The following is a 20,068-nucleotide window of genomic DNA, read 5'->3' on the forward strand; positions in this document are numbered from 1 at the left end:
ATTCGCTTATGACCACCACGAATGCCGCCACCGCCCCCTCCGTCGTCTCCGGCACCACGCAGAATTCGTCGTCCTCCTCGTCGAGCTCGAGCCTGGGCTCGTCCACGGGCGCGACGCTCGCCGGCAACTTCCAGACCTTCCTGACGCTGCTCACCACGCAGTTGCAGAACCAGAACCCGCTCGATCCGCTCGACACCAACCAGTTCACCCAGCAGCTGGTGCAGTTCGCCGGCGTCGAGCAGCAGCTCAAGACCAACGATTCTCTGTCGCAGCTCGTCACGTTGCAGCAGACCACGCAGGCGACCCAGGCGCTGGATTACGTCGGCAAGACCGCGGTGGTCGACGGCACCACCGCGACCATGTCGCAGTCCTCGGCGACCTGGCACCTCAACGTGCCCTCCAGCGCCACCGTCAATATTTCGATCGCGAATTCCACCGGCCAGACCGTGTTCACCGGCCAATATAGCGCGGGCGCCGGCAGTGACATTCCCTTCACCTGGAACGGCCAGGGCAATGACGGCACGCAATGGCCTGATGGCAAGTACACGATCACGGCGACCGGCAAGGACGCCTCGAACAACAATGTCGGCATCTCGGCGCAGGTGCAGGGCACGGTGTCGTCCGTCGACCTGACCCAGTCGCCGCCGCTGCTCACCATCGACGGCCAGAGCTACACGCTGAGCCAGGTGAAGAGCGTGGTGGCGAGCAGCAGCAGCTCCGGCAGCTAATTTATGAGTGTCATCCCGGCGAAAGCCGGGATCCATACCGCGTGATCCATCGACGAGACGCAGGTAGTCGTACCGCCGAAGACTTCTCAACCCCGAGTCTTCGTCAAACTACTCCCTGGGAGTATGGGTCCCGGGCTCGCGCTACGCGCGCCCCAGGACGACAGTTGAGAGCTCTGCGACAAAGCTGCGCAGGCCTCGTTCGTTAGTAAAGTATTTACGAAGACCCCCGCTCGGCCGGCTGAAATTGTGTTTTCAGCCCGCAGGGCCGGCAGCGTTCCAGCAAGTTTCAAGGAGAATTGTATTGAAGCCTTAGGCTTAGCGGATTTTTAAGCCCGCATGCGTACGGTTGGGAAGTGAGTTCAGTGGTTGAGAGTTTGTGAGTACGCCATGACAGAACCCCATCGCCCGAGGGTAAAATACGTCATCGGGCCGGACGGCAGTCCGCTGACGATTGCAGATCTGCCCGCACCCGGCACCAAACGCTGGGTCATCCGCCGCAAGGCTGAAGTCGTCGCTGCTGTTCGCGGCGGACTTCTCTCGCTCGAGGAGGCCTGCAGCCGGTACACCCTGACGGTCGACGAATTCCTCTCCTGGCAGTTTTCCATCGACCAGCACGGTCTGGCGGGTCTTCGCACCACCCGCATCCAGCAATATCGCCAGTAAGCAATCCGGAAATCTGCTGCTTTTGAAGAAAATCGGCCCCGCGTTGCGAGGCCGATTTTTTTCATGTTTCGTTTTGGCGCTACTTTTGTCCGAGCTCTTAACCTTCGTTAACCATATCGAAACCATCACCTAGGCAATAATTGCCCACTCGGCCGCTCTTGGAATGCGGGTCGAAGCTTCGGGGCGGGTTGCTTGCAAGGTCTTACGGACTTTTTAAAAGGTATCGGCGCCGCCCGCTTCGGGGCGATGATCGCGGTCACCGCCGCGCTCATCGGCTTTTTTGCCTTCGTCATCATGCGCGTCACCACGCCGCAGATGACGACGCTGTTCACCGATCTCTCGGTTGAAGATTCGTCCAGCATTATCAAGGATCTGGAACGCCAGGGCGTCCAGTTCGAGCTGCGCAATGAAGGCACCATCATCATGGTGCCCAAGGACAAGGTTACCCGCCTGCGGATGAAGCTCGCCGAGGGCGGCCTGCCCAAGGGCGGCGGCATCGGCTATGAAGTGTTCGACAAGTCGGACGCGCTCGGCACCACCTCTTTCGTCCAGAATATTAATCACTTGCGCGCGCTGGAGGGCGAGCTCGCCCGCACCATCCGCGCGATCGACCGGATCCAGGCCGCCCGCGTCCACCTCGTGCTGCCCGAGCGTCCGCTGTTCGCGCGCGAGGCGCCGGAGCCGTCGGCCTCGATCGTGGTCCGGGTCCGCGGCTCGCTCGAAGCCCAGCAGATTCGCGCCATCCGTCACCTCGTCGCCTCCGCCGTCAACGGCCTGAAGCCGCAGCGGGTCTCGATCGTCGACGAGGCCGGCTCGCTGCTCGCGGACGGCGCCCAGACCGATCCGGACCAGGAGGTCGGCGACGAACGTCGCACCGCCTACGAGAAGCGATTGCGCAAGCAGGTCGAGGACATCGTCTCCTCCGTGGTCGGCTCAGGCCGCGCCCGCGTCCAGCTCTCCGCCGATTTCGACTTCAACAAGGTCACCCAGACCTCGGACAAGTTCGATCCCGAAGGCCGCGTGCTGCGCTCGAGCCAGACCCGCGAAGAGCAGAGCATGACCGCCGACAATAACGGCCAGGTCACGGTCAACAACGAGCTCCCCGGCCAGCAGCAGAACAGCGGCCCGGCGGCGAAGGACCAGAGCAAGAAGACCGAAGAGACCAACAATTACGAGATCTCCCGCACCACCAAGACCGAGGTGACCGAGGCCGGCCGGGTCAACCGCATCTCGGTCGCGGTGCTGGTCGACGGCATCTACACCAAGAACGACAAGGGCGATCTCGCCTACACCGACCGCACCAAGGAGCAGCTCGACCGCATCGCCACCCTGGTGCGCTCGGCGATCGGCTTCGACCAGAAGCGCGGCGACCAGGTCGAGGTCGTCAATCTGCGCTTTGCCGACGCGCCCTCCAGCGCCCCGATCGCCGAGCCCTCCGGTTTCCTCGGCATGCTGCAGTTCACCAAGGACGACGTCATGTACTTCGTCGAGCTCGGCGTGATGATGCTGCTCGGCCTGGTCGTGATGTTCATGGTGATCCGCCCGCTGGTGAAGCGCATCCTCGCCTCCGACGAGGTCGCCGCCGCCATCTCCGGCGTTCTCACCGGCCCCGCCGCGTCCGATGAGGCCACGCCGGCTTCCAGCGGCCAGCCGCTCCTGCCGGGCGGTACCGCGAGCGCGATCGACGTCGCCACCGTCCAGGGCCAGGTCCATGCCCAGTCCGTTCATCGCGTCGGCGAGCTCGCCGAGCGCAACCCCAACGAAACCGTGGCCATCATTCGTCAATGGCTGACCGAACCCGCGAAATGATTCGAGAAGTGACCTGACATGGCCGGCAATCTGCAAAACGCCAACTCGAACGACATCACCAGCGTGATCTCCACGCTCGGTCAGCGCGCCGGCAGCCGCGCGGGCGCCAAGGTCGAGGCGGTGGCGGGGCCGAAGCGCGCCGCAATCCTGATGCTGGCGCTCGGCGAGCAATATGGCGGCAAGATCTGGGGACTGCTCGACGACGACGAGGTGCGCCAGCTCTCGCTGGAAATGTCGACGCTCGGCACCGTCGAGGTCGACACGGTGGAGGACATGCTGCTCGAATTCGTCTCGCGCATGTCGGCCTCCGGCGCGCTGATGGGCAATTTCGACGCCACCGAGCGCCTGTTGCAGCAATATCTGGCGCCAGAGCGCGTCAACGGCATCATGGACGAAATCCGCGGCCCTGCGGGGCGCAACATGTGGGAGAAGCTGTCCAACGTGCAGGAAGAGGTTCTCGCCAACTACCTCAAGAACGAATATCCGCAGACCATCGCCGTGGTCCTGTCGAAGCTGAAGCCCGAGCATGCCGCGCGCGTGCTCGGCATCTTCCCCGAGGACCTCGCGCTCGACGTCGTCAATCGCATGCTGAAGATGGAGGCGGTGCAGAAGGAGGTGATCGAGAGCGTGGAGAAGACGCTGCGCACCGAATTCATGTCCAACCTCTCGCAGACCCGCCGCCGCGACGCCCACGAGGTGATGGCGGAAATCTTCAACAATTTCGACCGCCAGACCGAAACCCGCTTCATCACCTCGCTGGAAGAGGACAATCGCGAATCCGCCGAACGCATCAAGGCGCTGATGTTCACCTTCGACGACCTCGTGAAGCTCGATTCCGGCTCGGCCCAGACCCTGATGCGCAACGTCGACAAGGACAAGCTCGGCGTGGCGCTGAAGAGCGCCAACGAGGACGTCCGCAACTTCTTCTTCGGCAACATGTCTTCGCGCGCGGCCAAGATGCTGCAGGACGACATGGCGGCGATGGGGCCGGTGCGCCTGCGCGACGTCGACGAGGCCCAGGCGCTGCTGGTCAACCTCGCAAAAGACCTCGCCGCCAAGGGCGAGATCATGCTGACCAAGAATCGCGCTGACGACGAGCTGGTGTATTGATGGGCGCTCCCGCCAAATTCCTGTTCGATACCGACTTCGCCGCGCCCGACCGGACGCGCGAGAAGGCCGCGACTGCGGCCGAGATGGTGCAGAAGGTCGCGGAAGCCGAAGCGCGCGCCTATCAGGACGGCTTTGCCGCCGGCCAGCGCGAAGCCAAGGCCGAGAGTGACCGCCGCGTCGCGCTTGCCATGGAAGAGATCAACATCGGCATCCGGGGCATCGCGGCGGGCATCGGCAATATCGAGAGCAAGATGGAGACCGAGGCGGTCGACGTCGCGCTCGCGGTGGCGCGCAAGCTCTGCGCCGACCTGGTCGCCGCCGAGCCGCTCGGCGAGATCATGGCGCTGGTCAAGGACTGCTTCTCGCATCTGGTCGCGACGCCGCATCTCGTCGTCCGCATCAATGACGCGCTCTATGAGAGTGCGCGCGAGAAGATCGAGCGGCTCGCCAAGCAGAGCGGCTTCGAAGGACGGCTGGTGATCCTGGCCGAGCCCGAAATTGCCACCGGCGACTGCCGGATCGAATGGGCCGATGGCGGCGTCGTGCTGGAGCGCAGCGCCATCGCGGCCAAGATCGACGACATGGTCGGACGCTATATCGCGTCTCGCAGGGGGAATTAAGCCATGAGTGACAACGACGGACAGGTCCCGCTGCCCGACCTCAACGGCCCATTGCCACCGACCGGCGCCGAGGTCAGCTACAACGAGGACGAATATGCCTCGCGCGTTGCCGCCGACCTCGAGGCCGTCTTCGACGTGCCGGTGCAGGTCTCGGCCGTGCTCGGCCGCTCGAAGATGGACGTCGGCGAGCTGTTGAAGCTCGGACCCGGCACCGTCCTCGAGCTCGACCGCCGCGTCGGCGAGGCCATCGACATCTACGTCAACAACAAGCTCGTCGCCCGCGGCGAGGTGGTGCTGGTCGAGGACAAGCTCGGCGTCACCATGACTGAAATCATCAGGACGGAACGCGGCTAGCGCACGCACAGGGAATAAAGCGCGACAGCGCGAACAGACGGACAGGAGACTGACATGCGGCTTCTCATCGTTGGCACATTGAAGGGCCAGCTCACCACCGCCACCAAGATCGCGATGGAGAACGGCGCCACCGTGACCCATGCCGAGGATCACGAGCAGGCGATGCGCGTGCTGCGCGGCGGCAAGGGTGCCGACCTTCTACTGGTCGACGTCGCCCTCGACATCCGCGACCTCGTGATGCGGCTCGAGGCCGAGCACATCCACGCCCCGATCGTCGCCTGCGGCATCACCAACGACGCCCGCGCCGCGGTCGCAGCGATCCACGCCGGCGCCAAGGAATACATTCCGCTGCCGCCGGATCCGGAGCTGATCGCCGCGGTGCTCGCCGCGGTGGCCAATGATTCCCGCGAGCTGATCTATCGCGACGAAGCCATGGCGCGGGTCGTCAAGCTCGCCCAGCAGATCGCAGGCTCCGACGCCTCGGTGATGATCACCGGCGAATCCGGCACCGGCAAGGAAGTGCTGGCGCGCTACGTCCACACCCGCTCGGCCCGCGCCAAGCGCCCGTTCATCTCGATCAACTGCGCCGCGATCCCCGAGCATCTCCTGGAATCCGAGCTGTTCGGCCATGAGAAGGGTGCTTTCACCGGCGCGATTGCCCGCCGCATCGGCAAGTTCGAGGAAGCCACCGGCGGCACGCTGCTGCTGGACGAAATCTCCGAGATGGACGTCCGCCTGCAATCGAAACTGCTCCGCGCCATTCAGGAGCGGGTGATCGACCGCGTCGGTGGCACCAAGCCCGTGCCGGTCGACATCCGCATTCTCGCGACCTCGAACCGCAATCTGGCGGACGCCGTGCGCGAAGGCACGTTCCGCGAGGACCTGCTGTTCCGCCTCAACGTCGTGAATTTGAAGATCCCGCCGCTGCGCGAGCGTCCCGCCGACATTCTCGAACTCGCCCAGCACTTCGTGAAGAAATATGCCGAGGCCAACGGCGTGCCGGTGCGGCCGATCTCGGCGGAAGCCCGCCGCGTGCTCTCCACCAACCGCTGGCAGGGCAACGTCCGCGAGCTCGAAAACACCATGCACCGCTCGGTGCTGATGGCGCAGGGCGACGAGATCGGACCCGATGCGATCCTCACCCCGGACGGCGACCGCCTCGACCTCGCCAAGACGGTGCCGGCGGTGGCGCACGCCACCATGGCCGCCGAACAGGTGACGCGGGCGCTGGTCGGGCGCACCGTCGCCGACGTCGAACGCGACCTGATCCTGGAGACGCTCAAACACTGCCTCGGCAACCGGACCCATGCCGCGAACATCCTCGGCATCTCGATCCGCACGCTGCGCAACAAGCTCAACGAATACGCCGACGGCGGCATCCCGATCACGCCGGCCGGCACGCCGGGTGAATATCCGCGGATGCCGATGATGGGGGCGTAGGCAACCAGCTTGCTGGTCTCGTGACGCGACCCCGGGTGCCACGGCCGGGACGACCCGACCGTGGCGACCAGGTGTTTGGCTATGCGGCCACTACGCTCGCGTCAGGCTACTTGCCCGGCGGTACGTACGCACTTGCAAGCTTCGCGGCCTTTTCCGCGACAGCTTTAAATTCACTCATCTTCCAGGCGCGCACCGTCTCGATCTTGGCAATGGCGCCGCTTGCGGCGGCGGCCATTCCGATGGCGACGGCATCCGCTCCATCGGGAAACTCCGTGACGAGCACCGCGTCATGTGGGCCGGTGGTCATGAAGGCTCCCTGGAGCTTTCCGCCAGCCTTTTCGACCAGCGCACCAATGACTGAGGTACGATCGATCGGCTTGTCGACCATTCCCTTGATGCCCGCGTTTGAGTACGAGACGTACGAGATGAACAACGGCATGTTTCTCTCCGTTGAGGTTACATCGAACACAATGCAGTCTTGGAAAAGAGGCTCTGAAACGAGAGCAAGGCATTGCCTGCCGACGGCATGCGAGCTGCCTTGAAAAATCCAGCTTCGGACTTCGGCACGTCCAACTGGCAGCTTGAGCTGACTATAGCCGACTCCACAATGCAGCGCGAACGGTAAGCCAAGCCTACCCATTCGAGCCGCGACTATCTGCCGACCGGGACAACTCTGCCTGGTAGATGGGCCGCGGGCCGTAGTGAAGCAGTTCACAATCAAGCTGCGTCAAGATCGCTAGAATCTTGGCGCAGCCTCGCGTGATATCGGCCAGGTGCCGCATCCGCCTTCGCGAAGGTCCTTAAAATCGAAAGGGCAAGTCATGAAATACTTTTCGTGCACGATTTCCCGCCTGTCGCTGATTGTTGCGCTGATCGCAGCCTCGACACCGCTTGCGCGCGCCGACGTGATCATGGATTGGAACGCAAAAGCCGACGCGATTGCCGCCGAGAAGCAAATTCCACCGGCGCCCCACAGCCGTGCCTTATCCATGATGCATGTCGCAATGTTCGAGGCGGTCAACGCGATTGATCGCCGCTACGCGCCCTACAAGATCTCCTTGCCCACAGACCGTTCGACCTCGCGGGAAGCCGCGGCGGCGGTTGCGGCTCACGACGTGCTGCTGTCGATCTATCCGGACATCAAGCCGGATCTGGATGCGACGCTGACGAACTCACTTGTGCCGATTGCCGATGGCGAGTCCAAGATCGCCGGCATCAATCTAGGACAAGCGGCTGCGATGCAGATCATCGAGCTTCGTGCTGACGATGGCAGCGCCGTTCCGGAGACTTACCGGCCCCTGACGACACCGGGCGCCTACGTTCCGACAACCGTCCCGCTTTTCTCGACCACGGGCGCGACGACACCCTGGGTCATGGCGTCCGGATCGCAGTTTCGCCCAGGAGCGCCGCCGGCGCTTGATTCAGAGGTTTGGACCCGGGACGTCAATGAAATCCGCGAGGTCGGTAGCCGAAGCAGCCCGACCCGGACCCCTGAGCAAACGACGATCGGTCGATTCTGGTTCTTTGTCGGCGCCCGCACCTACAATCCGATCGTGAGGCAGGCGGCAATGGCCAAGGGCATGGATCTCGTCGACTGCGCCCGGTTGTATGCGTTGACGTCAATTGCGGGCAACGACGCCATCGTCGCCGTATTTGACGCGAAGTACCATTACAATTTCTGGCGACCGATCACGGCCATACGCAACGCCGATCTGACGTCGAATGCGTCGACGCCTCGCGATCCGTCCTGGCTACCGCTGGGGGAAACGCCGATGCACCCGGAATATCCGTGCGCCCACTGCATCGTATCGGCAGCGATTTCGACCGTGCTCCAGACTGTCGTTGGAGATTTCGGCGAGTTCTCGCTGACCAGCCCCACCGCACCAGGTGTCACGCGCAAATGGTCGCGGCTTCAGGACTACAGCGACGAAGTTTCCAACGCCCGCATCTGGGCCGGCTTTCACTACCGGTTCTCGACCGAAGTCGGCAAGGACATGGGCCGAAAGATCGGCGCATTGACCGTCGCGACGCAACTTCGCGGTGTGGAAGCGATGGCGGAACCGAAGCGTTAAGCGGTCGCACGACTTCGCCCCTGCGTCACCCGACGTGCGTTTCTGCGCACAGTGCCCGCGTTCGGCGCCTAGCTCATCGCCGACGAGGGCTCTATAAGCGCAGCATAACATCAGTTGGGGGACAGTGACGATGTCGGAGACACAAATCACGGATTGGCTGGCATCGCAGCGGCAGGCGATGATCGATCTGCTGCGCGATGTCGTGAACATCGATTCCGGGTCCTATGACAAGGAAGGCGTCGATGCGGTCGGTGCGCGGTTCGAGCGGCACTTTTCCGAGCACGGCATTCCCTCGCGCAGGGAGAGCCACGGCACGTTTGGCGACGCACTCCACGCGGACGTGGCGAAACCCGGCAGCAACGAGAAGCCGGTGCTGTTGATGGGGCATCGCGACACCGTATTCGGCAAGGGTGAGGCCGGACGTCGCCCGTTCACGATCAAGGACAAGCGCGCCTATGGGCCGGGCGTCGCCGACATGAAGGCCGGCCTCGTCATGAACATCTTCGTCGCCACAGCCTTCCACAAATTCGGCGGCAACCCTCATCCGATCAAGCTGCTGATCACCTCGGACGAGGAGATCGGCTCGCCCTCGTCGCGGCCAGTGATCGAACGCGAGGGGCGCTCTGCGCGCGCCGTGTTCAACTCCGAGCCGGGCCGCCCCACCGGCAATGTCGTCACCAGCCGCAAGGGCGGCATCTTCATGCATATGGCCGTCACCGGCAAGGCGGCGCATTCCGGCGCCAATTTCGCCGCCGGCATCAGCGCGATCGGCGAGCTCGCGCACAAGATCATCCAGATCCACGCGCTGACCGACCTCACCAAGGGCATTACGCTCAATGTCGGCCTCATCTCGGGCGGACAGTCGGTCAACACGACCGCGCCTTACGCCGAGGGCCAGATCGACATGCGCTATGTCGATCCGAAAGACCGCGCCACTGTCATGGCCGAGATCGAACGGATTGTCGCGACGCCTTACGTGCCCGGCACCAGTGCTGTGCTGACCATCAAGGGCGAGTTCGTGCCGGTGGTGCAGAGCGAGAACTCGAAGGCGCTGTTCGAAAACTATCAAGCCGCCGCAAAGCAGGCCGGCCTCACCACACTGCAAGGCGAGTTCTCCGGCGGCTGCGCCGATTCCGGCTTTACCGCCGCGGTCGGCACGCCGACGATCTGCGGCGTCGGGCCAGTCGGCGGGCTCGCCCATTCGCCGGAGGAATATCTCGAGCTCGACAGCATCGTGCCGCGCGCACAGGCGCTGGCGCTGGCGATCTTACGGGGGTGAAGGTGCCGCAGCGATGGTGCCGTAGGGTGGGCAAAGCGAAGCGTGCCCACCAATCCTTTCGCTATCGCAGAGAGATCGTGGGCACGGCGCAAGTGCGCCTTTGCCCACCCTACGAGACCTCTTGAGTCCTACGAATAACTCGGCGCGTCGGGCTTGCGGAAAATGTGGATGGGATCGCCCGGCACGAACGGCTGACCGCGGAAGGTCGCATAGGCGTAGAGCGCGAGATACACGATCGCCAGCGCGCCGACGGCATAGAAGGCCCAGGTCCCGACGCGCTTCATCGTCTCGCTCCGTTGCTCCCCAACCCGGGAGGCTCAGGAACGGCTTCTAGAGCGATGACGGGGAAAAGGCCAGCCTGCGGCGATCAAGCGCCGCGGCTGCTGCGCGCGGGAACGCTGACGTCCGCAAGCCTTGCGGCGTCCTCGTCCTGATCCACCGCCACATACTGACCGTGCCAATAAGCGAGCGCGGCCGTTCGGGTGGAGTTCTTGATGTCCCTGACGCGGCCGATGACGATGCCGTGCGAGTGGCGCTCGACGATCTCCTCGACCTCGCAATCTACGGCAGACAGTGCGCCGACCAGCAGCGGAACGCCGGAGACAGCCGTGACCCACTGGGCGCCGGCGAAACGATCGGCCCCCTTCAGGCCCCCCTTGCCGGCAAAGCGTTCGGCGACATCGAGCTGATCGGCTGCGAGGATGTTCACGCCGAAGGCACCGTAGCGACGGATCAGAGGGAATGACGAGGCATCGCGGTTGATGCTGACGATCAGCGACGGCGGATCGACCGATAGCGAAGTTACGGACGTAACCGTCATGCCGGTGATGTCCTTGCCCCGCCCGGCGGTGATGATGCTGACGCCGCCGGTGAGATGGCGCATGGCGCCGCGGAAATCGGCGGACGAGACGGGTATTTCGGTCATGAGCTCGCGAGGGACTACGTTCATGGCATGCTCCCCGAGATGGGGTTCCTCTTTATCTAGGTACGATCGTCCGCTGACAACAGGTGGTTCAGGATCGAGCCCTCGAGGGCGGCAAGCTCGGCGGAGCCGCGCTCGCGCGGCCGGGCCGTGTTAACCATGACGTCGTGGGCGATCCCGCCCTCGTCGATCACCAGCACCCGGTCCGCCAGTGCGACCGCCTCGGCGACATCGTGGGTCACCAGGATCGCGGTAAAGCCCTGGTCGCGCCAGACCCGCTCCAGGAGCCGCTGCATCGAGATGCGGGTCAGCGCATCGAGCGCACCGAGCGGCTCGTCGAAGGCGAGCACGCGTGGACGCGAGACCAGCGCGCGGGCGAGCGCAACGCGCTGTTTCTGGCCACCCGACAGCACTGACGGCCACTGGTCGCGCTTGTCGGTCAACCCGACCTCGGTCAGCGCCTTCTCGGCACGCGCATGCGCATCGCTGGACGAACGATCGCGGCCGAGCCCGACTTCGACATTGGATAGCACCCGCGCCCAGGGCAGCAGACGCGGCTCCTGGAACATCACGCGGATATCCTCGGGCTTGATCGCCGCATCGCCGAAGCTGATGCTGCCGGCGTCGATCTTTTCCAAGCCGGCGATGAGACGCAGCAGCGTGCTCTTGCCGCAGCCGCTCTTGCCGACGATCGCGACGAACTGGCCGGCAGGGATGTGCAGATCGATGCCGCGCAACACCTCGTTGTCGCCGAAGGATTTTCGCAGGCCGCGGATGCTGAGCGGCAGGCCGCTCACATGCAGCGGCCGCTCCTCGCGCGCCACACGGGCCGCCGGCACAAAGTTGGCGCGGCTGGCGAGCTCGGTTTCCGGAAGGGAGGTCCGAAGGGCTGTCTGCATGTCACTCTCAGCGTTTCTGGAAAGCGGGGTGCCAGGAGAGCGTCAGGCGCTCCAGCACGCGGGAGGCGCTGTCGGCGAGCTTGCCGAGTAGGGCGTAGATCAGGATCGAGAGCACGACGACATCGATCAGCATGAATTCGCGCGCCTGCATCGCCATGTAGCCGAGGCCCGACGACGCCGCGATGGTCTCGGCGACAATCAACGTCAGCCACATGATGCCGAGCGCGAAGCGGATGCCGACGAAGATCGACGGCAGCGCGCCGGGGAAGATGACGCGGCGGAACAATTCGCTGTCGCTCATGCCGTAGATGCGGCCCATCTCGATCAGCTGCGGATCGACGGTGCGAATGCCGTGCAGCGTGTTGAGATAGATCGGGAAGAACACGCCGAGCGCCACGAGAAACAGCTTTGCGCTCTCGTCGATGCCGAACCACAAGATGACCAGCGGGATCAGGGCCAGATGCGGCACGTTGCGCACCATCTGCAGCGTTGTATCCGTGAGTTTTGCGGAAAGCTGCGACAGGCCGTTCGCGAGTCCGAAGGCGAAGCCGATGCTGCCGCCGATCAGGAAGCCGATCGAGGCGCGCCAGAACGAGACCCAGATGTTGCGGATCAGCTCGCCGGACAGCAGCAGCTTCCAGCCGGCGAGCGCGACATCGCTCGGCGCCGGCAGCACGCGCACCGGCACGAAGCCGGTGACGCTCGCTACCTGCCAAATCGCGATGATGGCGAGCGGCACGATCCACTGGACCAGACCGTCGACGCGCGGCAGGCGGAGGTTGCGCGGAAGCGAAACGCTATCGATCAAGCTCATGATTGCGACACCCGGTGCTGCGGACGGTAATCGCTGCCGACCGTCTCGCCGAACGGACCGCCGTTGAAGTGCAGCTTGGTCACGTTGTTCGGCAGATCGAGCGACAGCAGCGGGAAGACCAGCTCGGCGAAGCGATAGGCCTCCTCCAGATGCGGATAGCCCGACATGATGAAGGTATCGATGCCGATGTCCTGATACTCCTTGATGCGCGCGGCGACCGTCTGCGCGTCGCCGACCAGCGCCGTGCCGGCACCGCCGCGCACCAGGCCGACACCGGCCCAGAGGTTCGGCGCGATCTCGAGCTTGTCGCGCTTGCCGCCATGGAGCTGCGCCATGCGCTGCTGGCCGACCGAGTCCATCCGCTCAAAGTTCTTCTGCGCGGTGGCAATGGTATCGTCGCTGACATGCTTGATCAGCTCGTTGGCGGCGCGCCAGGCTTCCTCGTTGGTCTCGCGGACTATGACGTGAAGCCGGATGCCGAAGGACAGCTTGCGGCCGCGTGCCTCCGCGGCTGCCTTCACCCTCGCAACCTTCTCGGCGACCAGCGCGGGCGGCTCGCCCCAGGTGAGATATTTGTCGACGGCGTCGACTGCGACGTCGATGCCAGCATCCGACGAGCCACCGAAATAAAGCGGCGGCCGCGGCGACTGCACCGGATGGAACAGCAGCTTGCCGTCCTCAATATGGATGTGCTTGCCCTCGACATTGACGGTCTTGCCCGCAAGCAGATCGCTATAGACGTTGAGGAACTCGCGCGTGACCTCGTAGCGCTCGTCATGGCCGAGGAAAATGCCGTCGCCCTTGTTCTCGACGGGATCGCCGCCGGTGACGACGTTGATCAGCAAGCGGCCATTGGTGATGCGGTCGAGCGTCGCGGTCATGCGCGCCGCCACGGTCGGCGATTGCAGGCCGGGACGAACGGCGACGAGATAACGCAGCCGCTCGGTGAACGGCGCGACCGAGGAGGCGACGACCCAGGAATCCTCGCAACTCCGTCCCGTCGGCAGCAGCACGCCGAAATAGCCAAGCTGATCGGCCGCCTGCGCGACCTGGCGCAGATAGTTGAAATTGACCTCGCGGCCGCCGATCCCGGTGCCGAGGTAGCGGCCGTCGCCGTGGGTCGGCAGGAACCAGAGGATGTTGGCGTTGGATTGCTTACTCATGAACCTGGCCTCCGGCCACGTCGGAAATCTTGATGGATTTGGGGATCAGGTTGAGGGCGAAGAATGCGTCGGCAACCTGCTGCTGATCGGCGATGACGGCATCGGTCAGCGGCTTGATGCCGTAGGACTGCCGCTTCAGCGCGACCTCGACCACCGGGACGGACAGGCCGATCGCCGGCGCCAGCTGTTCGGCGACCGCGTGGATGTCGCCCTTGGCCCAATCGTCGACTGAGCTCAGCTCAGTGAGCACGGCGTCGACGATCTTCGGGTTCGCGTCGAGGAATTTCTTCGAGGAGAAATAGAACTGGTAGTTGGCGACGGTGTCGGTGCCGTCAGCGAGCGTACGCGCGCCGGTCGCGGCTTCCGCCGCGGCCTGGAACGGATCCCAGATCACCCAGGCATCGACCGCGCCGCGCTCGAAGGCGGCGCGCGCATCGGCCGGCGCCAGGAACACAGGCTCGATCTCGGAATATTTGACGCCCGCCTTCTCCAGCGCCTTGACCAGGAGATAGTGAACGTTGGAGCCCTTGTTGAGCGCAACCTTCTTGCCCTTGAGATCGGCGACCGATTTCAGCGGGCTGTCCTTGGGCACCAGGATCGCCTCGCCCTTCGGCGCCGGCGGCTCGTAGGCGACATACTGGATCGGCGCGCCGGCGGCCTGCGCGAAGATCGGCGGGGCCTCGCCGGTGTTGCCGAAATCGATGGCGCCGACGTTGAGCGCTTCGAGCAGCGGCGGGCCGGACGGGAATTCGGTCCACACCACCTTGTAGCCGTCGGCCGCGAGCTTCGGCTCCAGCGTACCCTTGCTCTTGAGCAGCACCAGCTTGCCGTATTTCTGGTAGCCGATGCGGACCACCTTGTCCTGGCCGTAGGAGGTGCCGACCGCAGCCGCGACGATGCCGATCGAGAGCACGATCGTCGCGATCAGACGCTGAATGATACGCCTCATGTTCAAACCTTTTGAAATGGGGAGGTTGGTTGGCACGATCAGGTCGCCGTGCTGCGCCAGACGATGTCGCGGATGACGACCGGCTTCGGAATGAGGCCGAGCTTGTAGAAGCGGTCGGCGACGCCCTGCTGGGTCGCGACGATCTCGTCGGTGACGGGGCCGATCACGAAATTCGCGCGCTCGGCGGCGACGGCCTGGATGTCCAGCGGCACGCCGGTGATCGCGGCCAGTGACCTGGCGACCTCGCCGCGGTGCTGTTCGGCCCATTGACCGGTCGCGGTGGTGACGTCGACGATCTGTTGCAGGACCGCGCCGTGGTTCTTCGCGAACTCGCGGTTGGCGATGTAGAAGGAGTTGGTCTTGGTGACCTCGCGCGCATTGATCAGGATACGGCCGTTCTGCCTGGTCTCGCCGATCGCGAAATAAGGATCCCAGATCGCCCAGGCCTCGATGCTGCCATTGGCGAAGGCGGGACCGGCATCCGGCGGGGTCAGATAGACCGGAGTGATGTCCGCGTAGGTCAGGCCCGCCTTCTCCAGCGTCTGCACCACGACATTGTGGGCGCTGGAGCCCTTGGTGAAGCCGATGCGCTTGCCCTTCAGGTCCGCGATCGAACGGATCGATGAATCCTTGGGCACCAGAATGCCCTGGCCGTTGGTGATGGGCTGGCCGGCGGCATAGACGATCGCCGCGCCCGCGGCCTGGGCGAACACCGGCGGGGAATCGCCGACCGCACCGTAATCGACGCTGCCGACATTCATCGCCTCCATCATCGGAGGGCCCGAGGAGAACTCGACCCATTTCACGTCGATGCCCTGCGGCGTGAAATGTTTTTCCAAGGTAGACCGCTGGCGCGTGATGACCAGCACGCCGGTCTTCTGGTAGCCGATACGAATTTCCTTCACCGCGGCCTGCGCGCTCGCGCGCGGAGCAAACGCCGCTGCGGCCGCGGTTCCAGCGGACAGTTTCAGAAAGTCACGACGCTGCATTCCAAACTCCCGGCCGCGTACGGCCGTCATCATTCATGTCCGGGGAATGATGGTGCGGGGCGGGAAAGCTGTCGAGACGTGCGGGAAAATAGCGATGCAAGCACTGCCCTTGTGGCAGAGCGCATGATTAATCTTTCAAACGGTGGAGCGAATGAAGATGGAATTTTTCTGCACGCGGATGTGAAGGGCCGCGCGGATCCGGCCTGGACTCGGGGCCGGAACAAAAAGCGCGAAAACAACCCCATGCACAGTAGCCGGGGCGAGTGAAAACAATCACATACGAATTATCCGAAATAAATTTGACACGTCGGGCAAAACAGGCGCAGGATGGCATGATGGCGGCGCTCGGAATGGACCTCCCCTGCGCGCTACTGCAGCCATCTCACCGGCAAATTCTGCAAGCCCCGGAACGCCCAGCCGCCGATCCGCACCGGCTCGTCATCGGCAAGCTCGATTCCCTTGGCACGCGCAAACACCGTCGGCAGCGCGACGTCGGCGATCATGGCGCGCGACGCCCAGGCGCCGGCGCAGAAATGCGGCCCCGCGCCGAAGGCGACGCTCTTCGAGGTGTCACGCCGCACGTCGAACTGGTCGGCGCGCTCAAAATGCTTCTCGTCGCGGTTGGCGGAACCGAACATCAGGAACACGCGCTCGTCGGTTTCGAACGTGACATCGCGGATGCTCCACGGTTTTGCGATCCGGCGCGGCGACATCCCGATCGGCGAGATCCAGCGCGCGTACTCCTCGAAGGCCTCGAGCCACGTCACCTCGCCCTTGCGCACGAGCTCGAGCTGATCGAGATGCGTCAGCAACGCCCACACCGTGCCGGCGATCGCCTTGCGCGGCTCGTTCTGGCCGCCGGAGATCGCAAGCTTCACGTTGGCGCGCACGCTCTCCATCGGCATGCCGGAGGCGAGCAGCACGCCGAGAATGCTCTGGTCGGGATTCTTGCGCATCACCGGCAGGATGTCGTCGATCGCAGCATCGATGCCCGACGTCGCAGCATGGCAGCGCGCCTCGACCGCGGAATCGCCGCCGTAATTGGCGATGCCCTCGATCATGCCCTGCGACCACGCATCCATGTCGGCGAAGCCGATATTGGTAAGGCCGGTGATCGACTTCAGGCACTCGCCGGAGAACGGCAGCGCGAAGTCGCGCATGAAATCGATCCGGCTGCCGGGTTGGATGTTTTCGATGATGCGATCGGCGTGCGCCTGGAACAGCGCGGTCCAGTGCGCCTTCACCGTCTTCGGCGACACCGTCGGAAACATCGCGCGCCGCTCGACCTGATGCGCCTCGCCGTCCTTGCGCATCATGTTGTGGCCCATCAGGCGGTTCATCAGGCCGGCGGGCTGGTGGGAGGAGAACACGTCGATCTGCTTCTCGGAGATCGAGATGTCGTCGCGGCTCGTCAGCAGCGTCGAGCCCAGCTGCGGCACGAAAGCGATCGGCGCTTCCCTGCGCAGCCTTGCGAGCATCGGATAGGGATCGGCCCAGAACGAGGCCGGGTCGATGTCGATGCGCGGCGCGGTGCTCAAGCGGGCTCTCCCTGGATTCTCCTGTGATCCAAGCCAGCCTAGCGAAATCCGGTGACGGCGTCTGTCCCTAGGGATAGGGACAGAAAGTATTGGAGCGTGTCTCCCTAGGTCGGGTGCGCGCGGGCACGATAGCGGCTCCGCATGGCACACAACAGCGGACATCGACAAACGCATGAGCGACGTTCGTTATGGGCCAAGTGCAGACTAAGCGTCTGCGAGCGAACGACGGTGCGTTAGCCAATAGTCATTCTGCCACTCCTCGTAGCCAAGCGACTCGCCAAAGCGCCTTTCGCGGTCATCGGACCAAGCTCCGGGTTCGTGCAGGAGCGCAAGCATAGCATCGATCCGCCACTCGTGGCCCGGTAAGGCGTAGAACAGCACCCGATATTCGAGTTGCGGCAGTTCAGGGCATGGTTCGATCACTTCGCGTCTTATCAGGCGGCCTACAGCAACATGCCTGTCGAACATCCGCCAATATCGAATACAGATGTCTGGTTCACGACCAACGAAATCCGTGAAATATGCGAGGGGCTTCGTGCCTCTCAGCATTAGGCCGAGTTCTCTGTTGGTGTGAACCAAATAGGGTAGCTGACGAAGCCATTCGGAATGCATGTTGGGCATGTTGATTGCGCAACGTTAGTTTCTACTAAGGGTCAAAGGCGGGCGGTCGCGGCCCGTTCGCCAGATGTCTGCTTACCCCCTGACAGCAGCGAAAAAGCAGACATCCCCCAACCGCCGCCTAGGGCCACAACCAGACCTAGGCTGTTGAAACACAGTCTCGCCAGACAAGCCGCGGCGTCGCGGGCAGCGCTATATGTCAGAGCCGATTGATCCGCAGGGCTGGAAGGTTTGGAGCGAGCGTCCGCGCAAGCACCCTTCATGTTTCTGGGCATAAGCAAGCACGCCCATGACAATCAAAGCCTAGGGTCAACAACGGGCATCGCGGCGCCGTCTTACCTCGGTCGGCTCTCAGTCCTAAACCCGACATCACGGCGTTTGAGCTGGTACACCACTCGAATCCGGGCTGCCTACTACCAAGACGGTCGGTACGACTAGATACGTACTAAGATTGGATTATCGCGGCGGAACGATGAACGGTTTTGTGGCGTGTCAGAGATACTAGTACGACTGAGTCATTTAGCTGAGTCAGTTTGCCACGTTTGATTTTAGTTTGGAATCAGATGGTTGTTGAGCTTTCCGTCTAGCGAGGAGGCTGTGATGGATCGCGGCAGCGGAATGGCGATTGCGGATCGATTTGGGGCGTATGTCGGCGAGCTGACGAAGGTGGTTGGGCACGCGGACCGGGCGGGACCGCTGCGGGATTATTGCTCAGGGCTATTGGCGACGGAAGGGCGTCGCAGCGTGGAGCCGATGGCGGCAGTGACAGCGCCGGCGCAGGTTTCGGCACAGCATCAGAAGCTGCTGCATTTCGTTGCCAATTCGGAATGGTCGGACGATCAGATGCTGGCCAAGGTGCGAGACCTGGTGATGCCGTCGATGACGCGGCATGGACCGATCGAAGCCTGGATCATCGACGATACGTCGTTTCCCAAGAAGGGCCGGCATTCGGTCGGGGTCCATCATCAATATTGCGGACAACTCGGCAAGCAGGCCAATTGCCAGGTGGCGGTGACGCTGTCGATCGCCAATCATCATGGCAGTCTGCCGATCGCATATCGGCTGTATCTGCCGCGAGCGTGGACAGGCGACAGATCGCGCCGCGCCGAGGCGCATGTGCCACGCTCGATCAGGTTCAAAACCAAACCGCAGCTTGCGCTGGAGCAGATCCGCGCGGCTGTGACGGCAAAGGTGGCTTGCGGTGCCGTGCTGATTGACGCGAGTTATGGGACGAACAGCGGTCTGCGCCGAGCGATCACGGGCTTGGGGCTAGACTACGTGGCAGCCATCGTCTCGACCGTCAAAGTGCGCGCGGTGCGCGAGGACAATCGGAAGCCGAAGCGCGTCAGCGTCGAAGCTTTGGCGCGCAGCCTGCCCAAACACGCTTGGCGCACCATCACGTGGCGAGACGGCAGCAATGAGAAACTGCGATCACGCTTTGCTAGCGTACGCGTGCGTGCCGCGCCAATACGGGGCGAAGCGCAGTTTGCCGAAGAGATCCTGCTAATCGAATGGCCCAAAAACGAAGCTGCGCCCACGAAGTTCTGGCTCGCAACCGTCGACCACGACATGCCGTTGCGCGACCTCGTCGATCTAGCCAAGCTGCGCTGGCGAATCGAGCGCGATTATCAGGAACTCAAGCAGGAAATCGGCCTCGGCCACTATGAGGGGCGCACGTGGCGAGGCTTTCACCACCACGGCACGATGTCGATCGCAGCCTACGGTTTTCTGATCTCCGAGCGGGAGAGGATTCCCCCCTCAGGACCTGATGGCGCCGCTGCAATCGAAAAACCTGCCCTTCCCCGTGGTTACCGACCCCGCGGCGCCCCCGATCCGGCCGCAACGCCACGTTCCGAACTCGATCGCAACCATCCATCGCCTGTTGGCGGTCGCGATTGTAGCGAACCTGCAACGATGCTCATGTTGCACCCGTCGCATACCGCTAAGCCAACGACGAAATTTGTGATCCAGTAGGACTAGGAGGCTATGTTGTTCGATGGCAGCGGCGATCAACGTACTCGGCGTCAATCATTCGAAGTTGATCGGATCACCTCGCCGGCGAAGTCGAGGAGTGACGTGGGCAACTCGAGGATGGAGCCGA

Annotated in this window: 21 protein-coding genes; 10 read left to right on the forward strand and 11 right to left on the reverse strand. The window is 63.6% G+C overall.

Annotated features, from left to right (window positions below):
- Positions 1-8: 8 nt before the first annotated feature.
- From V1280_RS23895 to flbD, 7 genes are all read left to right on the forward strand, one after another.
- Complete coding sequence (locus V1280_RS23895; protein WP_334529652.1) at positions 9-728, forward strand: flagellar hook assembly protein FlgD; 720 nt, start codon at positions 9-11, stop codon at positions 726-728.
- Between the two features lie 387 nt (positions 729-1,115).
- Complete coding sequence (gene sciP, locus V1280_RS23900) at positions 1,116-1,391, forward strand: CtrA inhibitor SciP (RefSeq protein WP_002714638.1); 276 nt, start codon at positions 1,116-1,118, stop codon at positions 1,389-1,391.
- Between the two features lie 192 nt (positions 1,392-1,583).
- Positions 1,584-3,200, forward strand: a complete 1,617-nt coding sequence (gene fliF / locus V1280_RS23905) for a flagellar basal-body MS-ring/collar protein FliF (RefSeq protein ID WP_334529655.1) — start codon at positions 1,584-1,586, stop codon at positions 3,198-3,200.
- 18 nt (positions 3,201-3,218) lie between these two features.
- Positions 3,219-4,310, forward strand: coding sequence for a flagellar motor switch protein FliG (fliG, locus tag V1280_RS23910; protein WP_334529658.1), 1,092 nt, complete (start codon positions 3,219-3,221; stop codon positions 4,308-4,310).
- Positions 4,310-4,930 carry a FliH/SctL family protein gene (locus V1280_RS23915; protein ID WP_334529660.1) on the forward strand — a complete coding sequence of 207 codons (621 nt, stop codon included), beginning with the start codon at positions 4,310-4,312 and terminating at the stop codon, positions 4,928-4,930. Before fliG ends, V1280_RS23915 begins: the two co-directional genes overlap by 1 nt.
- A gap of 3 nt (positions 4,931-4,933) precedes the next feature.
- On the forward strand, positions 4,934-5,284 hold the full coding sequence (gene fliN, locus V1280_RS23920; protein WP_148771019.1) for a flagellar motor switch protein FliN: 351 nt from the start codon (positions 4,934-4,936) through the stop codon (positions 5,282-5,284).
- Positions 5,285-5,338: 54 nt separating this feature from the next.
- Positions 5,339-6,724 carry a sigma-54-dependent transcriptional regulator FlbD gene (gene flbD / locus V1280_RS23925; protein WP_334529664.1) on the forward strand — a complete coding sequence of 462 codons (1,386 nt, stop codon included), beginning with the start codon at positions 5,339-5,341 and terminating at the stop codon, positions 6,722-6,724.
- A gap of 106 nt (positions 6,725-6,830) precedes the next feature.
- On the opposite strand, the gene V1280_RS23930 is transcribed toward flbD, so the two are convergent.
- A complete protein-coding gene (locus V1280_RS23930) occupies positions 6,831-7,163 on the reverse strand; it encodes a GYD domain-containing protein (protein ID WP_334529667.1) in 333 nt (110 codons plus the stop codon).
- 297 nt (positions 7,164-7,460) lie between these two features.
- The gene (locus V1280_RS23935; protein ID WP_334529669.1) at positions 7,461-7,715 is read right to left on the reverse strand and encodes a hypothetical protein; all 255 of its coding nucleotides are present in this window, start codon (positions 7,713-7,715) and stop codon (positions 7,461-7,463) included.
- A gap of 124 nt (positions 7,716-7,839) precedes the next feature.
- Between V1280_RS23935 and V1280_RS23940 the strand changes: the two genes are divergently transcribed.
- Positions 7,840-8,796 carry a vanadium-dependent haloperoxidase gene (locus V1280_RS23940; RefSeq protein ID WP_334529671.1) on the forward strand — a complete coding sequence of 319 codons (957 nt, stop codon included), beginning with the start codon at positions 7,840-7,842 and terminating at the stop codon, positions 8,794-8,796.
- Positions 8,797-8,926: 130 nt separating this feature from the next.
- Positions 8,927-10,075: a M20 family metallopeptidase gene (locus V1280_RS23945; protein ID WP_334529674.1), complete on the forward strand. Its 1,149-nt coding sequence runs from the start codon at positions 8,927-8,929 to the stop codon at positions 10,073-10,075.
- 128 nt (positions 10,076-10,203) lie between these two features.
- Here the strand turns inward: V1280_RS23945 and V1280_RS23950 are convergent, their stop codons facing one another.
- The 9 genes from V1280_RS23950 to V1280_RS23990 all read right to left on the reverse strand — a co-directional run bounded on the left by V1280_RS23950 (position 10,204) and on the right by V1280_RS23990 (position 17,970).
- A complete protein-coding gene (locus tag V1280_RS23950) occupies positions 10,204-10,359 on the reverse strand; it encodes a hypothetical protein (RefSeq protein WP_254133775.1) in 156 nt (51 codons plus the stop codon).
- Between the two features lie 83 nt (positions 10,360-10,442).
- The gene (locus V1280_RS23955) at positions 10,443-11,024 is read right to left on the reverse strand and encodes a flavin reductase family protein (RefSeq protein ID WP_334529680.1); all 582 of its coding nucleotides are present in this window, start codon (positions 11,022-11,024) and stop codon (positions 10,443-10,445) included.
- Positions 11,025-11,056: 32 nt separating this feature from the next.
- Positions 11,057-11,896 carry an ATP-binding cassette domain-containing protein gene (locus V1280_RS23960; protein WP_334529683.1) on the reverse strand — a complete coding sequence of 280 codons (840 nt, stop codon included), beginning with the start codon at positions 11,894-11,896 and terminating at the stop codon, positions 11,057-11,059.
- A 7-nt stretch (positions 11,897-11,903) separates the two neighbouring features.
- Positions 11,904-12,710: an aliphatic sulfonate ABC transporter permease SsuC gene (gene ssuC, locus V1280_RS23965; protein ID WP_334529686.1), complete on the reverse strand. Its 807-nt coding sequence runs from the start codon at positions 12,708-12,710 to the stop codon at positions 11,904-11,906.
- Positions 12,707-13,873, reverse strand: a complete 1,167-nt coding sequence (gene ssuD, locus V1280_RS23970; protein WP_334529689.1) for an FMNH2-dependent alkanesulfonate monooxygenase — start codon at positions 13,871-13,873, stop codon at positions 12,707-12,709. Before ssuD ends, ssuC begins: the two co-directional genes overlap by 4 nt.
- On the reverse strand, positions 13,866-14,822 hold the full coding sequence (locus V1280_RS23975; RefSeq protein ID WP_334529692.1) for a sulfonate ABC transporter substrate-binding protein: 957 nt from the start codon (positions 14,820-14,822) through the stop codon (positions 13,866-13,868). Before V1280_RS23975 ends, ssuD begins: the two co-directional genes overlap by 8 nt.
- Positions 14,823-14,860: 38 nt before the next feature.
- Positions 14,861-15,811 (reverse strand): sulfonate ABC transporter substrate-binding protein, encoded by a 951-nt coding sequence (locus V1280_RS23980; protein WP_334529695.1) that lies wholly within the window; start codon positions 15,809-15,811, stop codon positions 14,861-14,863.
- Positions 15,812-16,179: 368 nt separating this feature from the next.
- Positions 16,180-17,349 (reverse strand): cytochrome P450, encoded by a 1,170-nt coding sequence (locus tag V1280_RS23985; protein WP_334529698.1) that lies wholly within the window; start codon positions 17,347-17,349, stop codon positions 16,180-16,182.
- 204 nt (positions 17,350-17,553) lie between these two features.
- On the reverse strand, positions 17,554-17,970 hold the full coding sequence (locus V1280_RS23990) for a hypothetical protein (RefSeq protein WP_334529701.1): 417 nt from the start codon (positions 17,968-17,970) through the stop codon (positions 17,554-17,556).
- A 615-nt stretch (positions 17,971-18,585) separates the two neighbouring features.
- On the opposite strand from V1280_RS23990, the gene V1280_RS23995 reads away from it, so the two are divergent.
- Positions 18,586-19,941, forward strand: a complete 1,356-nt coding sequence (locus V1280_RS23995; RefSeq protein WP_334538154.1) for an IS701 family transposase — start codon at positions 18,586-18,588, stop codon at positions 19,939-19,941.
- Positions 19,942-20,068 lie beyond the last annotated feature (127 nt).

Origin of the sequence: Bradyrhizobium sp. AZCC 2230, from assembly GCF_036924495.1 — a bacterium.
Classification (GTDB): domain Bacteria; phylum Pseudomonadota; class Alphaproteobacteria; order Rhizobiales; family Xanthobacteraceae; genus Bradyrhizobium; species Bradyrhizobium rifense.